Annotated in this window: 20 protein-coding genes; 8 read left to right on the top strand and 12 right to left on the bottom strand. The window is 52.1% G+C overall.

Translation table 11 applies throughout. The annotated features are described in order from the left end of the window. The 6 genes from KGZ92_11035 to KGZ92_11010 all read left to right on the top strand — a co-directional run. A partial coding sequence (locus tag KGZ92_11035) for a tripartite tricarboxylate transporter substrate binding protein (GenBank protein MBS3889803.1) occupies positions 1-934 on the top strand: 934 nt, incomplete at its 5' end. A 60-nt stretch (positions 935-994) separates the two neighbouring features. Continuing rightward, the gene (locus KGZ92_11030; protein ID MBS3889802.1) at positions 995-1,447 is read left to right on the top strand and encodes a tripartite tricarboxylate transporter TctB family protein; all 453 of its coding nucleotides are present in this window, start codon (positions 995-997) and stop codon (positions 1,445-1,447) included. Positions 1,448-1,456: 9 nt separating this feature from the next. Beyond that, complete coding sequence (locus tag KGZ92_11025) at positions 1,457-2,965, top strand: tripartite tricarboxylate transporter permease (GenBank protein ID MBS3889801.1); 1,509 nt, start codon at positions 1,457-1,459, stop codon at positions 2,963-2,965. Between the two features lie 11 nt (positions 2,966-2,976). After that, the gene (locus tag KGZ92_11020) at positions 2,977-3,846 is read left to right on the top strand and encodes a shikimate dehydrogenase (protein ID MBS3889800.1); all 870 of its coding nucleotides are present in this window, start codon (positions 2,977-2,979) and stop codon (positions 3,844-3,846) included. A 168-nt stretch (positions 3,847-4,014) separates the two neighbouring features. Further along, positions 4,015-5,235: an OFA family MFS transporter gene (locus KGZ92_11015; GenBank protein MBS3889799.1), complete on the top strand. Its 1,221-nt coding sequence runs from the start codon at positions 4,015-4,017 to the stop codon at positions 5,233-5,235. Positions 5,236-5,256: 21 nt separating this feature from the next. Next, positions 5,257-5,823, top strand: coding sequence for a DUF4256 domain-containing protein (locus tag KGZ92_11010; protein ID MBS3889798.1), 567 nt, complete (start codon positions 5,257-5,259; stop codon positions 5,821-5,823). A 28-nt stretch (positions 5,824-5,851) separates the two neighbouring features. Here the strand turns inward: KGZ92_11010 and KGZ92_11005 are convergent, their stop codons facing one another. The 3 genes from KGZ92_11005 to KGZ92_10995 form a co-directional block, all read right to left on the bottom strand. Beyond that, positions 5,852-6,445: a zinc dependent phospholipase C family protein gene (locus KGZ92_11005; protein ID MBS3889797.1), complete on the bottom strand. Its 594-nt coding sequence runs from the start codon at positions 6,443-6,445 to the stop codon at positions 5,852-5,854. 229 nt (positions 6,446-6,674) lie between these two features. Beyond that, the gene (locus tag KGZ92_11000) at positions 6,675-7,799 is read right to left on the bottom strand and encodes a radical SAM protein (GenBank protein ID MBS3889796.1); all 1,125 of its coding nucleotides are present in this window, start codon (positions 7,797-7,799) and stop codon (positions 6,675-6,677) included. A 67-nt stretch (positions 7,800-7,866) separates the two neighbouring features. Continuing rightward, entirely contained in the window at positions 7,867-9,021 is a 1,155-nt protein-coding gene (locus KGZ92_10995) for a class I SAM-dependent RNA methyltransferase (protein MBS3889795.1), read from the bottom strand. A 182-nt stretch (positions 9,022-9,203) separates the two neighbouring features. Here KGZ92_10995 and KGZ92_10990 point away from each other — a divergent pair, with 182 nt between their 5' ends. Further along, positions 9,204-10,499: a 6-phospho-beta-glucosidase gene (locus KGZ92_10990; GenBank protein MBS3889794.1), complete on the top strand. Its 1,296-nt coding sequence runs from the start codon at positions 9,204-9,206 to the stop codon at positions 10,497-10,499. Positions 10,500-10,549: 50 nt separating this feature from the next. Next, positions 10,550-12,430: a glucose PTS transporter subunit IIA gene (locus KGZ92_10985; protein MBS3889793.1), complete on the top strand. Its 1,881-nt coding sequence runs from the start codon at positions 10,550-10,552 to the stop codon at positions 12,428-12,430. Positions 12,431-12,525: 95 nt separating this feature from the next. Here KGZ92_10985 and KGZ92_10980 read toward each other — a convergent pair whose 3' ends face one another. The 9 genes from KGZ92_10980 to KGZ92_10940 all read right to left on the bottom strand — a co-directional run bounded on the left by KGZ92_10980 (position 12,526) and on the right by KGZ92_10940 (position 20,115). Beyond that, positions 12,526-12,765, bottom strand: a complete 240-nt coding sequence (locus tag KGZ92_10980; protein MBS3889792.1) for a hypothetical protein — start codon at positions 12,763-12,765, stop codon at positions 12,526-12,528. A gap of 184 nt (positions 12,766-12,949) precedes the next feature. Continuing rightward, on the bottom strand, positions 12,950-13,696 hold the full coding sequence (locus KGZ92_10975; GenBank protein MBS3889791.1) for a polyphosphate polymerase domain-containing protein: 747 nt from the start codon (positions 13,694-13,696) through the stop codon (positions 12,950-12,952). After that, positions 13,683-15,353: a CotH kinase family protein gene (locus KGZ92_10970; GenBank protein MBS3889790.1), complete on the bottom strand. Its 1,671-nt coding sequence runs from the start codon at positions 15,351-15,353 to the stop codon at positions 13,683-13,685. Before KGZ92_10970 ends, KGZ92_10975 begins: the two co-directional genes overlap by 14 nt. 26 nt (positions 15,354-15,379) lie before the next feature. After that, the gene (locus KGZ92_10965) at positions 15,380-16,063 is read right to left on the bottom strand and encodes a DUF4956 domain-containing protein (GenBank protein ID MBS3889789.1); all 684 of its coding nucleotides are present in this window, start codon (positions 16,061-16,063) and stop codon (positions 15,380-15,382) included. Between the two features lie 137 nt (positions 16,064-16,200). Continuing rightward, positions 16,201-17,196 (bottom strand): ABC transporter permease, encoded by a 996-nt coding sequence (locus tag KGZ92_10960; protein MBS3889788.1) that lies wholly within the window; start codon positions 17,194-17,196, stop codon positions 16,201-16,203. A 10-nt stretch (positions 17,197-17,206) separates the two neighbouring features. Beyond that, complete coding sequence (locus KGZ92_10955; GenBank protein MBS3889787.1) at positions 17,207-18,241, bottom strand: ABC transporter permease; 1,035 nt, start codon at positions 18,239-18,241, stop codon at positions 17,207-17,209. Further along, entirely contained in the window at positions 18,241-19,095 is an 855-nt protein-coding gene (locus KGZ92_10950) for an ABC transporter ATP-binding protein (GenBank protein MBS3889786.1), read from the bottom strand. The genes KGZ92_10955 and KGZ92_10950 overlap by 1 nt, the downstream gene beginning before the upstream one ends. Positions 19,096-19,126: 31 nt before the next feature. Further along, positions 19,127-19,462, bottom strand: coding sequence for a transcriptional regulator (locus tag KGZ92_10945; protein ID MBS3889785.1), 336 nt, complete (start codon positions 19,460-19,462; stop codon positions 19,127-19,129). Then, entirely contained in the window at positions 19,459-20,115 is a 657-nt protein-coding gene (locus KGZ92_10940) for a hypothetical protein (protein MBS3889784.1), read from the bottom strand. Before KGZ92_10940 ends, KGZ92_10945 begins: the two co-directional genes overlap by 4 nt. Between the last annotated feature and the right edge of the window lie 219 nt (positions 20,116-20,334).

Below are 20,334 nucleotides of genomic sequence, written 5' to 3'. Positions count from 1 at the left end.
CGACTTCCCTAGCCGCAGCATCGATGGAACCATCGCTTGGGGCGCAGGCGGCGGCACAGATACCTCCTCTCGCCTCTTGGCCTCCATAGCCGAGACTAAGCTCGGACAGAGCATCACCATGACCAATAGAACTGGTGCGACAGGCGCTATTGCCACGCAACATGTCTTTGACCAACCAGCAGATGGGTACAATGTGCTATTCCATGCCGAAAACCCGCAGCTTTACCAGGTGCTCGGACTATCCACCCTAACTTACGCTGACTTTGAGCCCATCATCCTCACCGTACAAGGACCTACGGTCATTGTCGTCAAGCCCGATTCCCCCATTCAATCCTATGAGCAGCTCATTGAAATGGCGAAAGCAAACCCGGGCAGAGTGAATCTCGGCATCAGCGGCGTGGGCGGCCAGCCCTATGTTTCAGCCGCGATTCTCAAGCAAATTGAAGGCGTCACATTTAACCAGATTTCGTTCGACGGGGACGGCCCGCTAATCACGGCATTACTTGGCGGCCATATTGAGGTTACTGGGCTCGCCATCCTAGCAGCAGCGCCTCAGGTGCAGGCTGGCACCCTGCGCGCTTTAGCGGTGGTAGCAAACAACACCCTTGCCGCCATACCCAACACGCCGGCCCTCGGCGAACTACGCCCCCAAGCACAGAGCTTACTACAAGTTGCTGGTTTCTTTTACGGCGTGCATGTCAAGAAGGGCACCCCCGCGGCCATTGTCAATGAGCTGCGCGAGGCTTTCACGGCCGCCTACAACGACCCCAGATTCGTCGAGTTCGCCACACAGCGCGGCTTAGTTCGCCTTGGCCTAACGGGCGATGCCGCACGCGACTACATGAGCCGTTGGCAGCAACACATGGCCTGGCTCATTTATGATGCCGGCGGAGCCAAAGAATCCCCCGCTAAATTTAACATCGCACGGCCCTAGTTACAGGTGGGGGGAAGTAACTTCCCCCCTTTTTCACGGCACAAAAAGGGGGTCACGTCTGTGAATGAGGAACGAGCACGTTCAGGTGAAGTGTTTTTTCTCGGCGGCTTATTATTGTTGCTCTTGGCCGTGTTGCAGCAAGCGGCAAAGCTCAGGGGTGTGTTCCAAGGGATACCTGCAGGGGCGGGCTCCCTAGCACAGCTCATGGTGGTGGGCGCGATACTCTTAGTGATTACCCTCGCTATACAGGCGAGACGACTACACCGTGATAATATTGCGGGAGCGATAAGCTACCTCTTCTCGCGTGATGTGGTACTGCTTTTATCTGCGGTCATTGTCTATGGACTCGTACTGGTGCACCTTGGCTTTGCCATCTCAACCTTTCTTTTTTTACTCGGCACCATGTTTTTTCTCGACAAAAACAATCTCCGCCAAAAAGCGATTATTTCCCTCGGCACAGTGCTGGTCATTGTTGTTGTGTTTACGTTTCTCTTTGAGGTGGTCTTACCATAGGCAGGAGGGATGGAAGTGCTCGGTCTTCAGGGCTTCTTAATACCTTTTCTTAGTATTGAGCTCATTTTCTTTGTGGCAATTGGCGTGTTCGTTGGTATCTACATCGGAGCGATACCAGGATTATCTGTTACCATGGCGGTTTCACTGCTACTATCATTTACCTATACTTGGGATGTTTTCCCCGCACTAGCCATAATGGTAGGCATCTATGTCGGTGGAGTCTATGGCGGCAGCCGTTCTGCCATCCTATTAAATATTCCTGGTGCTCCTTCCGCAGTAGCCACGGGGCTAGATGGCTACCCCCTAGCGCGTTTAGGAGAGGCCGGCAAAGCCATGGGGCTGGCGACTACCATGTCTGTTATCGGCACTTTTTTTGGCATTGTTGTTTTGGCTGTAGCTTCGCCCCTCGTCGCCAACTTGGCCATAAGCTTCGCACCGCGCGACTACCTGTTGCTCGCTCTCATGGGTATGTTGCTGGTAGGGAGCTTGAGCCGCGGCTCTTTAGCCAAAGCCCTCTTAGTGGCTGCTATCGGTATCTTGGTTGGCTTGGTCGGCATGGATCCTTTTACTGCCGAGCCGCGCCTTACTTTCGGGCAGCCCAGACTGCTCGGGGGCATTAGCTTTGTCGTGGCCATGATTGGCCTTTTTGGCCTCTCCGAGGGGCTTTACCAACTACACTTTAAAATTGCGCCTGTCAAACAAAAAATCGACCGCATAGTACCAGACCTTAAGTTGGTGCTTAAAAATCTGCCATTAGCACTACGCTGCTCCGTCATTGGCACCATTATCGGCGCCTTGCCTGGCACGGGTGGCGATATCGCCGCGTTAATGGCCTACGATCATGCCAAACGTACCGTCAAGAACCCGAGCCGCCCCTTTGGCGAAGGAGCTTGGGAAGGCGTGGTAGCCCCCGAGGCGGCGAACAATGCGGCCATCGGTGGGGCCTTTATACCCATGATGACTTTAGGAATTCCGGGGGACTCGGTGACCGCGGTACTAATCGGCGCACTGATGATTCATGGACTGCGCCCAGGCCCCTTGCTTATGAAGGAACAGCCCGAGTTTTTTTGGATGATGGTGGGGTCGCTCGTACTCGCAAACATCTTCCTCTATATTTTTGGCATGTCGGGCATTCGTCTATTTAGCCGCATCGTCGAAATTCCTAAAGCCGTAATTATCCCCATTGTCATCGTACTCTCAGCTGTTGGCAGCTACACCATCAATAACAATGTCGCTGATGTCTACTGGATGATTGCCTTTGGTGTCTTCGGGTATTTTCTCAAAATGTATGGTTACCCCTTGGCCCCCATGGTGCTCGGCGTCATTCTTAGCCCGTTAATTGATGCTAACTACAGGCGAGCCATGGCTCTCGTACATGGCGATGTCAGCGCCTTCTTGGTCGGCTTTGTCACCAATCCATTGACAGCCGTACTTTTGTTCTTTATGGTCTTTATGTTGCTCAACCAAGTTGAATGGAAGGCGCAAATTACTGCCTGGCGGCAGCGCTTTAGCAAGTGAGGAGGAGTGTTATGAACCCCATTGATGTCACCACCAAGCTCATTGGCCTACTAGGCAAGCCTCTAAAGCAAAGTTTCTCGCCAACCATGCAAAACCGAGCCTTTCACGCAGCCAACCTCAACTACCTCTACTTTCCCATCGAAGCCGAGGTAGATGACTTGGGCGACCTACTGCGGGGCATCCGGCGCATGAATTTTGCCGGCTTAAACGTCACCAAGCCCAACAAAATAGCCGTCATGCCTCATCTTGATGAAATTGAGCCTAGTGCTTTAGTGATTGGTGCCGTAAATACAGTCAAGGTCGAGGAGGGCAGGCTCATCGGCTACAATACCGATGGAGTAGGCTTTGCCACCTCTCTTCACCAGGACTTAAATATTAATATTCTCGGGTGCTCTTTCTTTATCATGGGCTGTGGGGGCGCAGGGCGTGCTATAGCCACGGTGCTAGCCTTGCGCGGTGCACGGCGCATATTTCTCGCCGACGTAGAAACCAACCGTGCGGTGGAACTCGCCGCGGACGTCAACAAGCTTGCCGCCTGTGCCGAGGTAGTGTCTGTAGACCCGAGAGAAACGCAGGCAGCCCTGTCACAAGTCGACGTGTTTGTAAACGCCACCGCGGTAGGCATGAACCCCCACGAAGACCAAACCCCCCTTCCTGCGGCATGGCTTGACAAACGCCTTGTAGTTTGTGATATTTTATACAACCCGCTGAAATCTCGCCTTTTGCAGGAGGCAGAACAGGCGGGCTGTCGCACTAGTAATGGTTTGGGCATGGTCCTCTACCAAGGTGCGGCGGCTTTTGAAATCTGGACCGGCGTAAAGGCCCCTCTTGCTGAGATGCGGGGGGCTATCCATGAATGTGTGGTTGGCCCATGTAAGTAGTACTGTGTGTCTTTATCCTCGCGGCATTTGCCAAGGCCTTACGGCAGGAATTAAAATAGACATGTGGAATTAATGCTAGGCACAGTAGGCTGTGCCAAAGTAGCGATGCGGAACAAATGGACAAACTATAAACGGTCCACAGCGTTCCAGGAAGGTCGGAGAGAAGTAATGAACAAACACGAATGGACCAGATGGAGCGTTGTCTTAGCAGGTTTTGTCCTCGCTTTTGTGGCTGGGGTGGCCTACGCTTGGGGGCCGATGGTTTTACCTCTAGTCGAAAGATTTGGGTGGTCGACGGCAGAGGCCGCCATGCCCTTCACTATTTTCTTCTTGGTTTTTGCCTTGTTTATGGTGCCAGCGGGGCGCTTGCAAGATACCATCGGGCCACAAAAAACTTGCTTACTGGGGGCGGTACTAATCTTCCTTGGGTTTGGTTTAGCAGCTATGGTTAGCCGCTTCCCCTACCCTTGGTGGCTCTTTCTCACCTATGGTTTTACGGGCGGCATGGGTGCTGGCACGATTTACGCCTGCGTCGCACCCCCAGTGCGCAAGTGGTTTCCTGACATACCTGCCTTCGCTATATCCTGTGCCGTGATGGGCGTGGGGTTAGCTGGCACGGTGGTGGCACCTATCAAGGCCAACTCCATGATTCCCGTTCTGGGCATAGAGGGCACCCTTCTTATCATCGCCGTCATCAGTTTTGCGATGTGCTTAATGGCCGCCTGGCTGCTCCGCAACCCGGCAGAGGGTTGGCGTCCTGCGGGATGGGTAGCCAAGGCCACCACAAGCCAGACTGGCGCCAAAAAACACTATACTCCGAGCGAACTCCTGCGTTCGCCAGTATTCTGGATTATGTGGCTCGCTTTTGGCTCTGTCATCGCCGGCGGCATGCTCTGTGCCGCACTTATTCCTCCCTTCGGGCGGTTAGTTATGGGCCTAACTCCCGTAGAAGCCGCCTCTGCTGTGGCTGTCTTCTCCGGCTTTAATGGCTTTGGTCGCCCCGTAGCCGGCTACCTTAGCGATAAATTTGGTGTGGTACGAGTAATGGTGGCTAGCTTCCTTCTGCAAGCAGTAACGCTAGTTTTGTTCCACCTCATCGCGGTCAACCTAGTCACTCTGTACCTCGCTGCAGCGCTCGTCGGCTGGGGACTGGCTGTTGTACTAGCTACCTTCCCCGCCTTGACAGCGACTGTTTTTGGCACCAAGCACCTCGGCGTTAACTACGGCTTAGTTTTTACGGGCCTCGCCTTTGGTGCCTTTATGCCGGCAGTTGGTGCCGCCGTCTATGATGCCACAGGCAGCTTTACCCCCGCTTTCTTGGGCGCGGGCGCCTTAGCCCTTTTCGGGGCCTTGCTGTGCTCCACCCTAACCTGGAAGTACAAGATGTAGTCTGACTAGGGGAGGTTTACTATGGACAGTGAAAGACACGAGCTTTCACCAGAACAACAGGCGGCACTCATTAGTGCACTTAAGGCGCGTTTCGAGCGAAACATGCGCCGCCATAGCGACTGCGAGTGGTCTAAGGTACAAGCGAGGCTCGAGGCCAAGAGCGAAAAGTTGTGGTCGCTCTATAAAATGGAAGAGTCCGGCGGAGAGCCGGACTTAGTTAAATTTGATCAGTTGACGGGCGAGTACATCTTTTATGATTGTGCTCCAGAGGCCCCAGCGTGGCGGCGAAATACTTGCTACGACCGCGCGGGACTCGAAGCTAGGAAAGAGCACAGGCCAGAAACTAGTGCTATGGATATGGCCGCAACCATGGGCATTGAAATGCTAACTGAGGCGGAGTATCGCGAACTACAGACACTAGGCGATTTTGATACCAAGACCTCAAGCTGGCTAAAAACGCCGCCCGACATAAGAAAACTCGGCGGTGCGCTATTTGGCGACCGCCGCTATGGCCAGGTCTTCATATATCATAACGGCGCGCAGTCTTACTACGGTGTGCGCGGCTTCCGCGGTTCCCTGCGCATCTAGCGGGGCATTAAGCCATACAGTTCTACCTTTAAGCGGATATGGCGCTCTCGGACAAGCTGTAAGAAAGTAAGACCACAGCTGCGGCCACGGTAGAGCAAACTGTTAAGGCGTAGTGAATATCTACATCCATAGCAGGGCTTTCAGCAAGGTACCGTGCATGCATTCTCTCGATGTATTCATGAACTAGGGCAACGGAAGTAAGTGGTTGCATGGTCGGCAACGCAGTGCAAGCTGCTGCTATGGCAGGCAAGTCCAGCCGGGCGGCCTGGCTGTGCAATGAATACTCATAGACTAAGTGTTCCGGCAGGGACATAAGTCGCCTGTCATTGTGCGCATAACAAAAGTAGTCTGCCATAAAGTGCATGGTGACACCTAGTTGTGTAGAGTAGCGCCGCCACTCTGGTTCGTCTTTAGGCAAGGGGTCATGAGTGAGCTGGCTTAGCAGGCGCATTACAAAGGGTAGTGACTTGTCTTTGTAGTGCGGAACATTGAAAAAGGCCAAGTCAAAGTCAGGCCTAACGCACCCGGACTCAAACTCTGCCTGCACAACCCTGCCACTAAAAGGCTTACTTAGAGCATGACCTATGGCTCGGCCAAACATTCTGTGCGTACCTGAAAGCATAGTCACACTCTCCCTTTCATGCTACGCCCTCATTATAGGCATTAATCATCAAGTCCTAATTAAGGGAGAGTTAACAGCAAGTCAAATGCACTCGCGCCGCGAGTGCATTTTTGCATGGGGATATCAACGCAAAACCCGTCCTGGCGCATGCTTCTCTGTGCGTCCCAGTAAATTGATGCCATAGGTGCACTTATTAGCAAGTGAAGCAAGCAGAACCGTCCCTAGCTCTTCACAGAACCAGATCCCCTGGTTTGTAGCCCTCGGGCAGTTCGTCTTCTTCAATAAACTGAAAGCTCTTGTCGCGTAGAATCGGCAAAAAGGCCTCGTACGGGAGCCGCGAAAATTCACAGGCGTAGTTACTGGCCCCGAACCACATCCCCTGATTAGTACCGAGATTTAAACCGCGGGCAAATTTAGTGTAGTTTGAACAATCATGAACAGCCAGATTCCAGTTTTCTTCTGCTGCTACAGCCATGAATTTAAGCGTGAGCTCTCTGCTCCAAATCGGAGATATATAGCCTTGCCGACAAATGTACATGTTTTCGCCAAGGTAGTTTTCGATATTGTTCTCATTTAGGTGCAACTCTGCACAGTTAATAAAATCGAGGCCTGTCGCCAAGATGGCCTCCTTCTTTTGAAAAAACTGCTCATAAAATTCAGGCGTCATGGGTGTTTCGATGCCTACACCGGCGATATACTTTTTAGCCAGACCCATGTTTTCGATGACTCGGTCGGAACATAGAGAGGCACCTAAGTTAAAGCGTAACTCATTAAGACCGGCTTCTCCTAATGCCCGCAAGCTTTGCTCTGTGGCTAAAGTGCCATTCGTGTACATATGCTGATGAATGCCTGCGTCGCTAAACCTCTTGATGACCGGGAGGTATTTTTCGATTTCCATAAATGGCTCAAGATAGACATAAGCAATGCCTGTGGGCTTCTTCTGAATAGAAAACAGCAAGGGGAGGTCCTTCTCATATAGTTTAGTGCCGCCAATCTCCCACATTCCCTCTCCAACCGGAGGAATGTCGTGGAGCTGCCCGTAGTTGTAGCAGAAACGGCACTCTAGGTTGCATTTATTGGTTTTACGTATGGCACCTAGCCCTGTCCCTAGCAAGCAGGAACGGCAACCGTTGGGGAATTTACTTTCTGGCCCCACGTAGAAAGTCCTGTTCTCAAGCGTCTTTAAGCCGCGAACATGGGCCATTAGCTCTTCATTGCGGTGGTCAATCGCGGCCTCGATTTGCGCAAAGGTAGCGTAAAGTATCTCTTGCTGCTTTACGCTTAGCTCCTCGTCTTCAGGTAGCATCGCGTAAAACAGAAACCAGTCCAAAGCGTCCTTCTTAGAAATCCTCACCCTGCATCCTCCCTATGAACCCTTCTAGCTCTACTGGCCAGGCTGTTTGCCTCCGGCACGGCGGGGCTTACTTAGTGTTGACGAAAAATGTTCTCGGCGGCCGAGGCCCAAAGTATTGGAAAAAGTCCACCTTGATATCCCCATTGTAGAGTTTGCGCTTCTTACTGGCACTGCGGCCGAAAAGTTTCTCGAAGTCGGGGTGCGCAGTGATAATGTAGTAGGACCAAGAGTCGAGTTTAGAAAAAACCATGCCCATTTCTTGATACAATTTCTCCAGTTGCCCTCTTTCCCCTAGCCGCTCGCCATAGGGGGGGTTGCAGATTATCTTGCCATACTGTGCTGTGGAGCTACAAGCGGCTAGCGGACGCACCTCAAAACGAGTGTGTGCTTCCACCCCTGCTGCTCTGGCATTAAGCCTTGCTGCCTGCACGGCCTTAGGGTCGCAATCTGCGCCTAGTATCTCTAATTGCCTGTCGAGCCTGATCATATCCTGTGCTTCTTGGCGCGCTTGCCGCCACAGTTCTTCTGGTATTAAGGGCCACTTCTCTGATACAAACTCACGCCTGTAGCCTGGGGCCATACTTAGTCCCAGCAGGGCCGCTTCGATGGGGATTGTCCCCGAACCACAAAAAGGATCAATAAGCGGGGTATCTGGATACCACTTAGACAATGTAAGCAAAGCTGCTGCCAAGGTCTCTTTTATGGGCGCGTTACCGGCATGTGTTCGATAACCCCTTTTGTGCAGCCCGGGCCCCGAGGTATCGATGGTCAATGTAGCAGTATTGTTAAGCAGGGCGACCTCAATTGTATAACGAGGCCCTGTCTCGGCAAACCAAGCAACCTGGTATTTTAGCTTCAGCTTTTCCACAACCGCTTTCTTGACTATCGCTTGACAGTCAGAAACACTGTACAAGGTTGATTTAATGGACTTTCCTTCCACCGGAAAAGTAGCGTCTGCAGGGAGATACTGCTCCCACGGCAAAGCCTTTACCTGCTCAAAGAGGCTGTCAAAGGTTTCTGCTTGGAACTCGCCCACTTTTAGGCGCACGCGGTCCGCAGATCTAAGCCACATGTTAGAACGGCAGATCCCTAATAAATCTGCCCGATAGGTCACCTTGCCATTGTCAATTTTAGCATCCTCATAGCCAAGCTTCTTGACCTCATCGGCTACCACGCTTTCCAAACCAAAAGTAGCCGTCGCGATTAATTCATACCCATGCACTACTTGTTTCCCCCGCTCTCAATCCAAAGCTCGCTGGCTATGTTTACGATATTAACAAAGCAATTTGAGGGTGGCAACCTTTTCGCGGATGTGAAGGTAATTTTTCGTGCCTGAAAAGAGGAAAAAACTCTGCTCTAGCCAATAAGAGGCACTAAGGAGCAAAGGTGTAGGAGGGTGATTAAGTGAAGATAGCAATTATTGGCGGAGGCAGTGCCTATACTCCGGGGCTCATCGAGGGGCTGTTAAAAATACGCCACGAAGTGCCTTGGCAAGAGGTCTGCCTAATGGACATCGACGTTCGCAAACTAGAGATTGTCGGCGAACTGGTGGCCAAGATGCTTAGAGAGATCGATGCCACTATTAAGGTCAGCACCACCGTAGACCGCATAGAAGCAGTTCGGGGCAGCGCGTTTGTCTTGTGCCAGATACGCGTAGGCGGACTAGCTGGCAGGGTGCTTGATGAAAAGATACCTCTGCAGTTTGGGGTGATTGGGCAAGAGACGGTAGGCCCCGGTGGCTTTGCCATGGCCTTACGCACCCTGCCTGTTATGCTCGACCTAGCGCGAGATATCGAGCAGCATGCTCCCGAGGCCTGGCTCATAAATTATGCTAACCCCTCGGGCATGGTGGCGGCACTCTTAGCTAAGCACTGCAAAATCAAGGCCGTCAGCATTTGTGATGTGCCAATTGGCATACAGTACTTTTTGGCCGAGGCCCTGAAGGTATCCCCCCGCAAGGTCAAGCTAGACTACGTCGGACTCAATCATCTCGGTTGGTTTCGTCGCATCTTTGCCGAGGGCAAGGACATAACACCCTTTATACACCACATGGTGCGCTCAGTTGACATTTTGCCCCTCTTGCCTAGCAGTGATGGCAAGACCATCGAGGAAACCAAGATGATGTTACGCCTCTACAACAAACTAGGTGTCATCCCCTCACCCTATCTTCAGTATTACTACTTGACGCGCGAGTGTCTCGCCAAGCAGAAAGAGGCAGCTAAGACACGCGGCGAGGAAGTGCAAGACATAGAGAAGGAGCTCCTCAGCCACTTTGCGGCGGTGTCGCAGGGCGGAGACGTGCATCTCTGGAAGAGCCGCGGCGGAGCCTGGCATTCGGAACTGATGGTCAATATTTTGAGCAGCATCCACAACGACAAAGGTGAAGAATACATCGTCAACGTCATTAATCACGGCTGTGTTCCCGGCATGGCCGATGACGCCTGTGTGGAGATTCCGTGCATCATCGACAGGCGCGGGGTGCGGCCCATGCCAGTAGAAGCCCCGTCGCTAGACATGCTTGGTCTCATGCAAGTCGTGGCGGCCTACGAAGCTTTGACTGTAGAGGCGGCCCTCGAGGGTAACTACAGAAAAGCCTTGTTAGCGCTCAACCTTAGCCCAGTGGTGCCTTCTTTAGAAGTGGCTGAACAGATACTTGATGCCTATATCGAGGCTCACGCTGGGCAGATCAAGCTATCCTAATGCGGGTGGTCGTCTCATAGACTTAGATGACTTAGGAGGGGGGCTACTAAGTGAAGTGGCGTGAAGTGATGCAGCGCACAGCAAGGGCCTTGATGGTGCCCATTGTAGTTTTGCCAGTGGGGGCACTGCTTATGGCAGGGGGCCGCTTTGGCCCAGGTTTCTTTGGGGCGGCGGGGGCCGCTATAATAATTGAGTACCTGCCACTCATGTTTGCTATGGGTGTGGCCTTAGGCTTCACTAACTCCGACGGTATGGCCGCCTTCGCCGCAGCTCTTGGCCATGTCGTGCTGGTAGCAGTAATGCTGGCCATAAATCCCGGGATTACGCTAGAGAGCGGCAGGGTGATCCCTAACGAAATGAGTGTCCTTGGCGGCATTATGGTCGGTGCCTACACCGCCCTGCTCTACTATCGCTTTCGCAATGTGCGTTTACCAGAATATCTGGGCTTCTTCTCGGGCAAGCGCTTTGTGGTGCTAGTTACAGCCGTGTCGAGCGTGGCGGTAGGCTTTATGTTTGGTCACCTCTGGCCACCTGTTAACACCTTGATTCTGGCGGTCGGATCGTGGATATTCGCCACCGGTGGGTACGGTATTTTTGCCTATGGCGTCTTGAACCGCCTACTTATACCGACTGGGTTGCACCACATTATCGCTAACTTAGTAGAGCATGTGTTTGGCTCTTACGTAACCCCTGCAGGGAGCCTGGTGACGGGCGAAGTAGCACGCTTTATGGCGGGCGACCCCACCGCTGGTTTCTTTACGGGTGGGCTATTTGTCACCAAACTATTTGCCTTGCCTGCTGCAGCGCTCGCCATGCTGCACGAGGCGCGCCCCGAGAACCGCAAGCAAGTGGCGGGGTTAATGCTGACAGCCGCCCTAACCTCTATCATGGTAGGCATAACTGAGCCAGTGGAGTTCGTCTTTATTTTTACGGCGCCGCTACTATTTGTAGTGCATGCTCTTTTTACGGGCCTCACAGTTCTGGCGGCGTTTCTCTTAGGCATCCGCCACTATGGCTATGCCCTGCCTATGTTCTTTATTAACTTGGGTCCGGCCGAAAACCCCTGGCTGATATTCCCTTTAGGAGTAGTCGTTGCGCTAGTATACTACTTTACCTTTCGGCTTATCATTCGCAAGTTTAACTACCCGACGCCGGGGCGCGACAACCCCGAGACCACCAGTACCGCCCGCAAAGCTGAGAGCATATCTAAGACCAGAGCCGACGCAGAGGCAGAGTTAGCAGAAAAACTAGTGGTAGCACTGGGCGGGCTAACGAATATCGTTGATGTTACAGCCTGTTTGAGTCGGTTGCGCGTTTGCCTGCTTAATCCTCAGGGGGTGGACGAAGAGAAACTCGCCGCCTTGCCCTCCTCGGGCGTCATCCGCACAGATACCAACAACTGGCAGATAGTAATGGGCACCAACAGCGAGCAGCTTCGCGAACGCATCAGCGAAATGCTGAACCAAGCAAAATTTGTGACCTTACTTTCTCCCCTAGACGGGGCAATCATCCCCCTTAGTGCCATTCCAGACGAGGCTTTCGCCCAGGGAATGCTTGGCCCGGGGGTGGGCATCGTGCCGCAGGGCAACGTACTGGTTGCGCCAATTTCCGGCCGCGTGGCCAAGATATTCCCAGGGGGTCATGCCGTGGTGCTGCAGACCGACACCGGCCTAGAAGTGCTGCTCCACATCGGTATCGACACGGTAGAGCTACGCGGTCAAGGCTTCGAGCTACTGTGCCGTGAAGGAGCGGAGGTTATACCTGGGCAGGCTCTAGTTAAGTTTGACCGTGAGGCTATCGAGGCGGCCAAAAAAAGCACCCATTCAGTGATGACCATACTTAACAAAGAGCTCGTCTTAGAACACCAAGCTGTTACCGAGGGCAGAGTCGTGCGCGGCAGCAGTGTGGCCTTTAAGATGCAGCTACGCTAAAGACTGTACCTTAGTAGCCAGGCCAGCACATCTTGAAAAACCTGCTGCCGATTGACTTCGTGCAGCATTTCATGCCTGCCGTTCTCCCTGTTTTTTTAACGCCCGCACCCATTTGACCCACTGGGCCTAACGCGCCGGACATTACCAGCATGGGTAAAGGCTGTCTTCGTTGGTGCAAAGGTCTTGTTAAATGACCCAAAGGAAAGCTTGTCTAGTAGCTTAGACGGTCGATCACCCTTTAGGTACATTTCGAGAGTGCCGATAAGAGCCGCCGCCTGTAGTTCAATTTTTTTAGCGACTTCATCGCCATGATCATTAAGGTAGGTGCGCACCACATAGGAGCCCATGCTGTGCCCAAAATCGATACCCCTTAACCGTCACTTCATGGCAGGAGCGAAACTCAAATGGCGTTCTCATGCACAACACGAAGTCACGATAGCGAACTCCATCTACCCACAGCGTGACGACAACTGATTGTACCAGCTTCCTGCCTCGCTCAAACGAGACAACGGAGCTTCTTCAGAACCAAGCGGGATTTAGTTCCCTGCACATCACATACTTCGAGAGGGACAATTTTCCACGGGATACTTCCTGCAGTAGACTGGCTAGGTAGTCGGGCAAGAAGAGGTCATATTTTACCTCCATGATCATCAGGTGCTCTTCCATGGCCTTGACTAGGATTTGATCGGTATCGAATATGTCTGTTCTAGTCCCCGCACGCAACATCTTGTCAAAGGTGATTCTGATCCCCATGTAGGGCAACATATATGCTTCACGCGTGTAGTCCACAACCACTTTAGGTCGCAAGAGCGCCTGTTTAAACTCGTAGTAAAACATCAGGGCAGTCTCTGTGCCAGCGTCTCGCAGAAACTCTATGTTATTCGTTATCATAGCGTCGTACTCAAGTCGCGAGATTTGAATTGCTTCTTTTTTAATCATGTTGTTGAATCTGCTTTTTTTCTCCAATTTTATGATTTGATCGCTACAATTATAGATGCGTATCCTGATTTTCTTCCTGTTTAGTAAGCCGGCTTGCTTAGAAAACATCGCGCTATCGTCCATGTCATCAAAGTATAGACTGCGTACATTGTAGCCGTGGTCATCCATAGAATGGCTGTCTTGCTGCAGCACAAACTTGAGCCTGTTACGGAGGACCAAGTATTCATGATAACTGACCAAGTATTTCAGTTCATGCCGGGCTCTACTGCTGGCCTCTACATCTTGAATAGAAACGCCGTCACGCGCAGTCAATTTAATCGACCTCAAATCTACTGACGCCGAGGTAGTTGACATTGTCTTCACTAAGGTATCGATCAAAGGCGGTCTGATGATTGCCTTTGCTGTCTCTAATTAGAACGCGCCAAAAATACGCCCCTGCAGGCAGCGGATTAAGTGCCACTTCGTTCTTCACCAGGTCTGTCTGCCTAATGAGGATCTCCGCAAAGTCTGGCGTCCGGCTTACTTCTAGGTCATAGACAATGGTGTCTCCCTGTAGATCGTCAGACTCTGACCACCTGAAGACAAGTTTCTCCCCCTCACGGAAAGGAACCCCTAAGAAAACCGGCATCGGGTTCTCTAAGGCCTGACGAAACTCCGCAAGATTTTTTGTCGGCTCCTCTACAATGCGCCAAAACTCTTGCTCAAAATCTGCCGTGTTCAAGTACTCTGCATCTGGCATTCTCCCGACGAATCTCGACACTACAGGATGGTAAGCCCCTAAGAGAGCTCGGGTTCGATCAGTGGTAATGATTGTCTCAAGCAAGTGCTCCATTTTAGCCACGAGCGCTTGGACATTCTCGGGCTCCTGCAAAAACCGTCTGTGGAGAACGACGCCCCAGTAGTTAGAAGCTCCCTTCTCCCAGCGGCCTCGCCTTAGCTCCCTGTCCTTGCCGAGCTGGCCGTAAAAGCCCCACGCCCCATCGTAGTCCCAGGGCAGAAAATACCATGCGTCGGAGTCGCTAGGGCTGTACAACATGAAGTTCTGTGTCCTAGTATCTATGTTGCCAAAGAGAATGTTTACCGCCAGCCAAGTTAAATAATTGTTGCGATTAAAGTGTTTGTCCACCACATCATTTATATCTAACTCAAGGTTATTAACATCATCGAGCATGCCCAGCAATTTGCTATGATCCTGGTTGCCTCTAATCCCGAGGATTTGCTGGAACTTACCTTCGTCGTAGTCGGGGTCTTCCTGATGTTTCAAGTGATCTGGATACCTGTGGAACTCAAAGAACTCCGCCTTGTACAGGTGGCCCTCGGTATCTAGGCCGCGCACCCGAAGAAATAGATTATTCGGCTGTTCCACCATAGTAAAGAGACCGTAGTCCACAAAACCCGTGGCCGCCGGATTTTTGGATAGATCTCTTATGAACAACTGTACAAACTGCGTCCTCAGGCCAGCAATATGAGGGATAACCTCCATGTAGTCAAAACTCAGCTTGTTGCGCACTCGAGTGAGATCGTAGGGATGCTTGTTAAGGTTAATTGTCCACAGCCCGTTCCACGCGCTCATCCTGCGGTCTAGCCTAAGTTTATAAGACTTTTGCCTCGCCAATCTCGAGGTGGCCCCTCTTACTTCCAAGGTTGCATTGCTGTCGTTCAGCCCAAAGCCATAGTAGCCCGCAACGGGGCCTTCTGCATCCCCTTCTTGAAATACTACCTCCACTGTGGGCTCAAAATCGTCACTGCCGTATCTGTCGCCTTCCACGTCGGAGAGAGTGTACTTACCGCCACCTTTGACCGTAACATAAAGATACTTAAGGCTACCGTCTTCATCATTGATGTAGACATCGCGATTGTAAACGAAGTCTGGTGTTCTCGCTAACTCAGCACTGTCGCGGGGCATGGTGCTCCTCTGGCATGCTGACAATAGGGGGGTCAACAGGGCGATGACCAAGAGCACGCGCAAACACTTTGCATTCATGTAGCAGACCCTCCTCATACCGAAAGTCAAGAAACATGCTCTCCACTGTAGCGCATCAAAACGGCATCGCTTACGCCCTGAATAGAGGTAAGCCTGCCCATAAAAGAAGTGTCCTCTCCTACCATCCGGAGTTCAACCACTAGCTCTGTTTTATCGCGCGCCACAGTCTTAGATTTCACCGCATGTCTTATCTTTTTAAGTTCGTCCGCCACATTTCTGTCAGCGAGGCTTTCATTAATATAGCGTACGATAAGCATAAAGGTTAGATTTGTTGCTTTGCGCCTCAGCAAGTAAAGCAATGCGAGGCTGATGAAAGCCGCGCCAATGAAAGCCAGAAGGTATAGCTTTGCCCCGGCGGCCAAACCAGTAGAAATCGACCAAAAAACAAAAACTATGTCCAAAGGGTCCTTGAGCGCTGTTCTGAATCGTACAATGCTTAGGGCACCCACCATTCCCAGCGTCAAGACGAGGTTTATACCTATCGTCATGATCACCATGGCGGTGATCAGCGTCAGCACAACCAACGACACACTAAATGAATAGCTATACAATACGCCCTGAAAAGTTGTCTTGTAAATGTGTGAAATCAACAGTCCCAAAAGAAACGCTATAGTCAACCCTATGAAGATATCCGCAATCAGCAGCCTGCCTTCAGGTGGAGCAATCAAGTTTCTCAGCAGGTCAGTGATGTCGAAAGTGGATTCTTGCATACTACCCCAGCCTCACTCTCTAGTCATTTCTAGGTCGCTACAATACTAACTATTACTAACATTATACCGCACTGAAGCGTGACCAACAAAGAAATAACTGATTAATCTTGACTGTTGACTTGCCTATCAAGAGCATGTCAACGTAGCCCCCGGGCAATGCGCTGGCGCAAGGCGGCAAAGACTATTCCCGTAATAACTAGGATGATGGTGCTGTTCCGGAGGACTTCTCCCCAGGTAGCATTGCCTAGTAGAATGGCGTTCATGTTCAAGTAACCCCAGTAGAACGGCGACCAGTAAAGGACAAATTGCCAGCGTTCGGCTAACAACGTGGCTCCGAGCACCGAGGCCAGGACGGGCACAAACACGCCTTTCATGGCGGCGATCCCAGAAATGGGCTCGTCATTAGTCACGCCAACTAAAAAGCCGATGATTAAGCTGATAAAGGCGAGACTCACCATGCTCACTAAGAACATGCCGAGGTTAAAGTCCCTAAAACCCAGCAAGTAGACCGCCATGCTGCCCCCAACTACGGGAGTCAAAAACCCGAGCAAACCCTTGCCGAGAATAAACTCTAACCGGCTAGCAGGGGTAACGTTCATGGCGCTTAAGGTGTTGCTCATCTTTTCTTCGATGAGGTTAAGGAGTATTAACATCCCGCCAAACACTGTCGTCATAATGAGTAAGAGGAGGCCCCCCTGCAGGATTAAGGGCGACAGGGTAAACCCGATATCGCTTATCGCGACTATCGCCGGCAAGGCACCCTCCTCTGCGCCGAGGCGATAGAGCACCAAGCGCACAGCCGCATCAGTACCGGGCATTTCGTTGCCTTCTGCTACGAGCTCATGCCCGGCCGAGGTAGCCACGACTCCGAGCACATCGTCAAGGCGTAGCACACGCTCGAGTAGCGCTTCCCGCGTGGCGAACTGCTCGACATGTGCATAGTCGGCCAACGCACTCGCTATGGCCGCGCCATCCTCAAAGACTGCCACCCTGAGTGGACTAGCGGCAACGCCTCCAGCAATAAGCCGTAGGAGCAGGGCAAAAAGAACTGGGGCAAGAAATAGGTAGACAACCAGAAAGTCACGCAGTCCGCTCTTTAAATCCCGCCGAGCAATAAAGAGTATTCTCTTCATATTGTCCTCCTTACGCCGCTATTGTTCTTTGATAACGGCGATTTGCTGCGTAGAAGGCAGCAGCGCCTAGTAGCAAGAGCATCAGGATAGTCATAAACACAAGCTGCATATCTCCCCCCACAAGCAAGGTCTCGCGGAAGGCAACTAGCATCGAATACGTAGGCAGCAGGCGCACCCACCAGGGCGAAAATGCCGGCATCAAGTAGGAGTACGATGCGAACATCAGCACAACCATCGCCGTGTACAACACTTCCATCGCCTGCACCATAGAATCAAAGTAGCTGGCAATGAGTAACCCAAGTGCTGAGCCAAACAAATTGCTGGCGACAACTAGCGCCATTAACCAGAGCAGGTTGGCCGTACCGCCTAAAAGCAGTACCACCACGAGAGTACTCACCACACCGAGGCACAACATCAAGAGCATTTTGCTCGCCAGATACTGCCAAGTGGCGAGGGGTGAGACGGCCAGCGCCTTAATTACGCCTTCTTCTTTGTCGAGAAAGATGTAGGCGGCGATAATAAAGAGCCCCATCAAGGCCACGTTCATCGTCAAGTAAACGGGGAGGATACCCTGCCGGTCACTTAAACGCGGCGCATCTGGCCGCAGGGTGGTAGTCCTAATTGTACTGAGAAAGTTAGGCTGACGTGCCAACAGAGCCCCCTCTAGTGAGGCCTGTTGCAGATTGCGAATGCGAGCGCTTTCGTGCCCCTGCAGCACTAGCTCGAACTTTAGTTTTTCACCAACGGTGCTGACTACTATGCCACCACTCGTGCGATCGCGCTGCATCGCCTGCTCTAGCTCGCTGCGCGAACTAGATAGCACGACTTCCGCTCCTGTAGCCCCAAGCTGTTGTACCACACTAGAGCGCGCAGGCTCTGACAGCTCGAGCAAAACATGAAGAGTCTGTGTGCGCGTAAAGTTTTCGGGGACCAAGAAGAGCATTACCGCGACAAAGACAACGGCAATAAGCACCTCCATGTAGAAGTAGATGCCCTTAAGAGACAGCTTGCTGTCTTGCAGGAACAAGGCCCATGTCTTTTTCATTAGCTTAATCCTCTGCCCGTTACGGTGATAAAAATCTCCTCTAGGGTAGCTTCCTTGGTATGCATAGTCTCAATCTGGCCACTAGCCAAGCGCAGTTTCAGCTCCGCTTGTTCCTCTGGGTCAGATAGCGAAAATCGCTCGCGCTTAAGCACCCCATCGTCACGGTACTCAACCTCGACTACGCGCTCCCCGTACTGAAGCTTAAGGTTGCGGGGCGAGTCAATCAACTTAATCTCGCCATCCACAATGAACGCGACGCGGTGGCACAGCTCGTCTGCAACCTGCATGTTGTGTGTGGAGAGGAACACAGTGACACCCCTAGTGTTTTGCTCTTTAATAATGCCCTTAATCTCATGCGCGATGGCTGGGTCAAGACCGGTTGTCGGTTCATCCAAAAACCACATACTAGGGTTGTTAATTAAACTGCGGGCGAAAGTAAGGCGGTGCTTCATGCCCTTCGAGAACTCGCCGGTGCGCTTGCCCGCGACCTCATTGAGCCCAACGAGACGCAAGAGCTCCATAGGGTCGCGCGTGGGGACGTCAAACAGGCGTGCGTAGAACCGTAGGTTCTCGAGCGCGGTAAGCTTAGCGTAGACATTAGACTGCTCAAACGACACCCCTAAGCGGTTGTAAAGTGCGCGCTCTGGGTGCCGCATATTGAAGCCCGCCACCTGCACTTCTCCCGTCTGCAGTGGCAAGAGCCCCGTGAGCACACCTTGGGTGGTAGATTTTCCAGCGCCAGACGGGCCTAGAAAACCGAGAATCTCACCCTTGGCAATCGAGAAAGTGGCGTCTTTAACAGCAAATGGCCCACCGCGTTTGTAGGCATGACTTAAACCCTGTACAGAAATCATCTTCTTCCCTCCCATTAAATAGGCGTTGGCCTCAATCGTCGTACTTAATCGGCGACCTTAACTTCAGGATGATCGTCTCCATTTTGCGGACATATTCCTGTAGCCCTGCATACCCCCTCTCCGTAAGGCTGACGGTAGTAATGGGTCTGCGACCGTGGATGCGCTTGTCTATCTCTACAAAACCTGCCTGTTCGAGTGTCCGTAGCTGCACTGACAGATTGCCCGCCGTGAGACTAAGCGCGTCGCGTAGCTGTGTAAAAGACACACTTACTTCGGGGCTACTGGCAATGTAGGTGAGGATGGCCAGCCTAACCTTCTCGTGGATGACACTATCTAAAGCGAAATCCACCTGGTCGCGGCCAGTCATGTTCTATCCCCGATTCTGTCCCCCACGTACAAGGCCACAAAGCCCAGGCCGAACGTAGCTGCTACACCAAGTGCAGTGTGGGTGTTTTCAGCGAAGAAAAGTAGGGGCACACCACTGCAAATCATCCATGCGCCGCTGTACAACATGCTCCTAAGAAAAAAGACATTGTGAAAAACCAAAAATAGTAGCCCCAGCAAAATCGACATGGCCGGGGCTAGGTAGACCCCCAGCCCACGACTGATAAGAAAGGCGGGCACACCCGTCGCGGCAATGGCACATGGCACCAGGATGGGCAGGGTCTTTGGGGTATACACCTCGCCGATGAGCCTGAGCACTGTAAAGTCGCGGTAGCTCTTGCGGGCCTGTGCCATAACCAGCATAATCTTGCCTACCGCTACAGCGATGACAAAAAGAACAGCGACGCCATAGAGAAGGCCGCGCACTAAGGGAGGCGCGGCTACTAGCCCGCCATACGTCATGTCGATGGCATACAACACGAGCGAAAGAAATCCTATGCCCAGCCCGCTCCACAACCCTACTAAACCCATGGCACGAGACAAACGCAGAAAACGAAAGATACCATTGCTCTTTTCGATGGCTGAGCGGATAACGGCCAGGTCTTCGGCCAGTTTCTCGTACTCCTGATCGACCACAAGCTCACTCCTCAATAGTTTATGTCATAAACTTGTTTATATGATAGCGCTTCTTCCCTAGGGCGTCAAGAATGGCTATACACAGCTGACAAAAAATCGTACTGGCGGTGCCAAGCACAAAGAAGCGTCCTCAGTACTTCGACGCCATGCCCACTCCAGTTAATGTGCTGACATTACATGAGGGAGTTACCAGGATTGTAGTTTTGCGTAATTGGGGGG

This window comes from Bacillota bacterium (assembly GCA_018333655.1).
Classification (GTDB): Bacteria; Bacillota; UBA994; order UBA994; family UBA994; genus BS524.
This window is presented reverse-complemented; position numbering and strand designations above follow the sequence as displayed.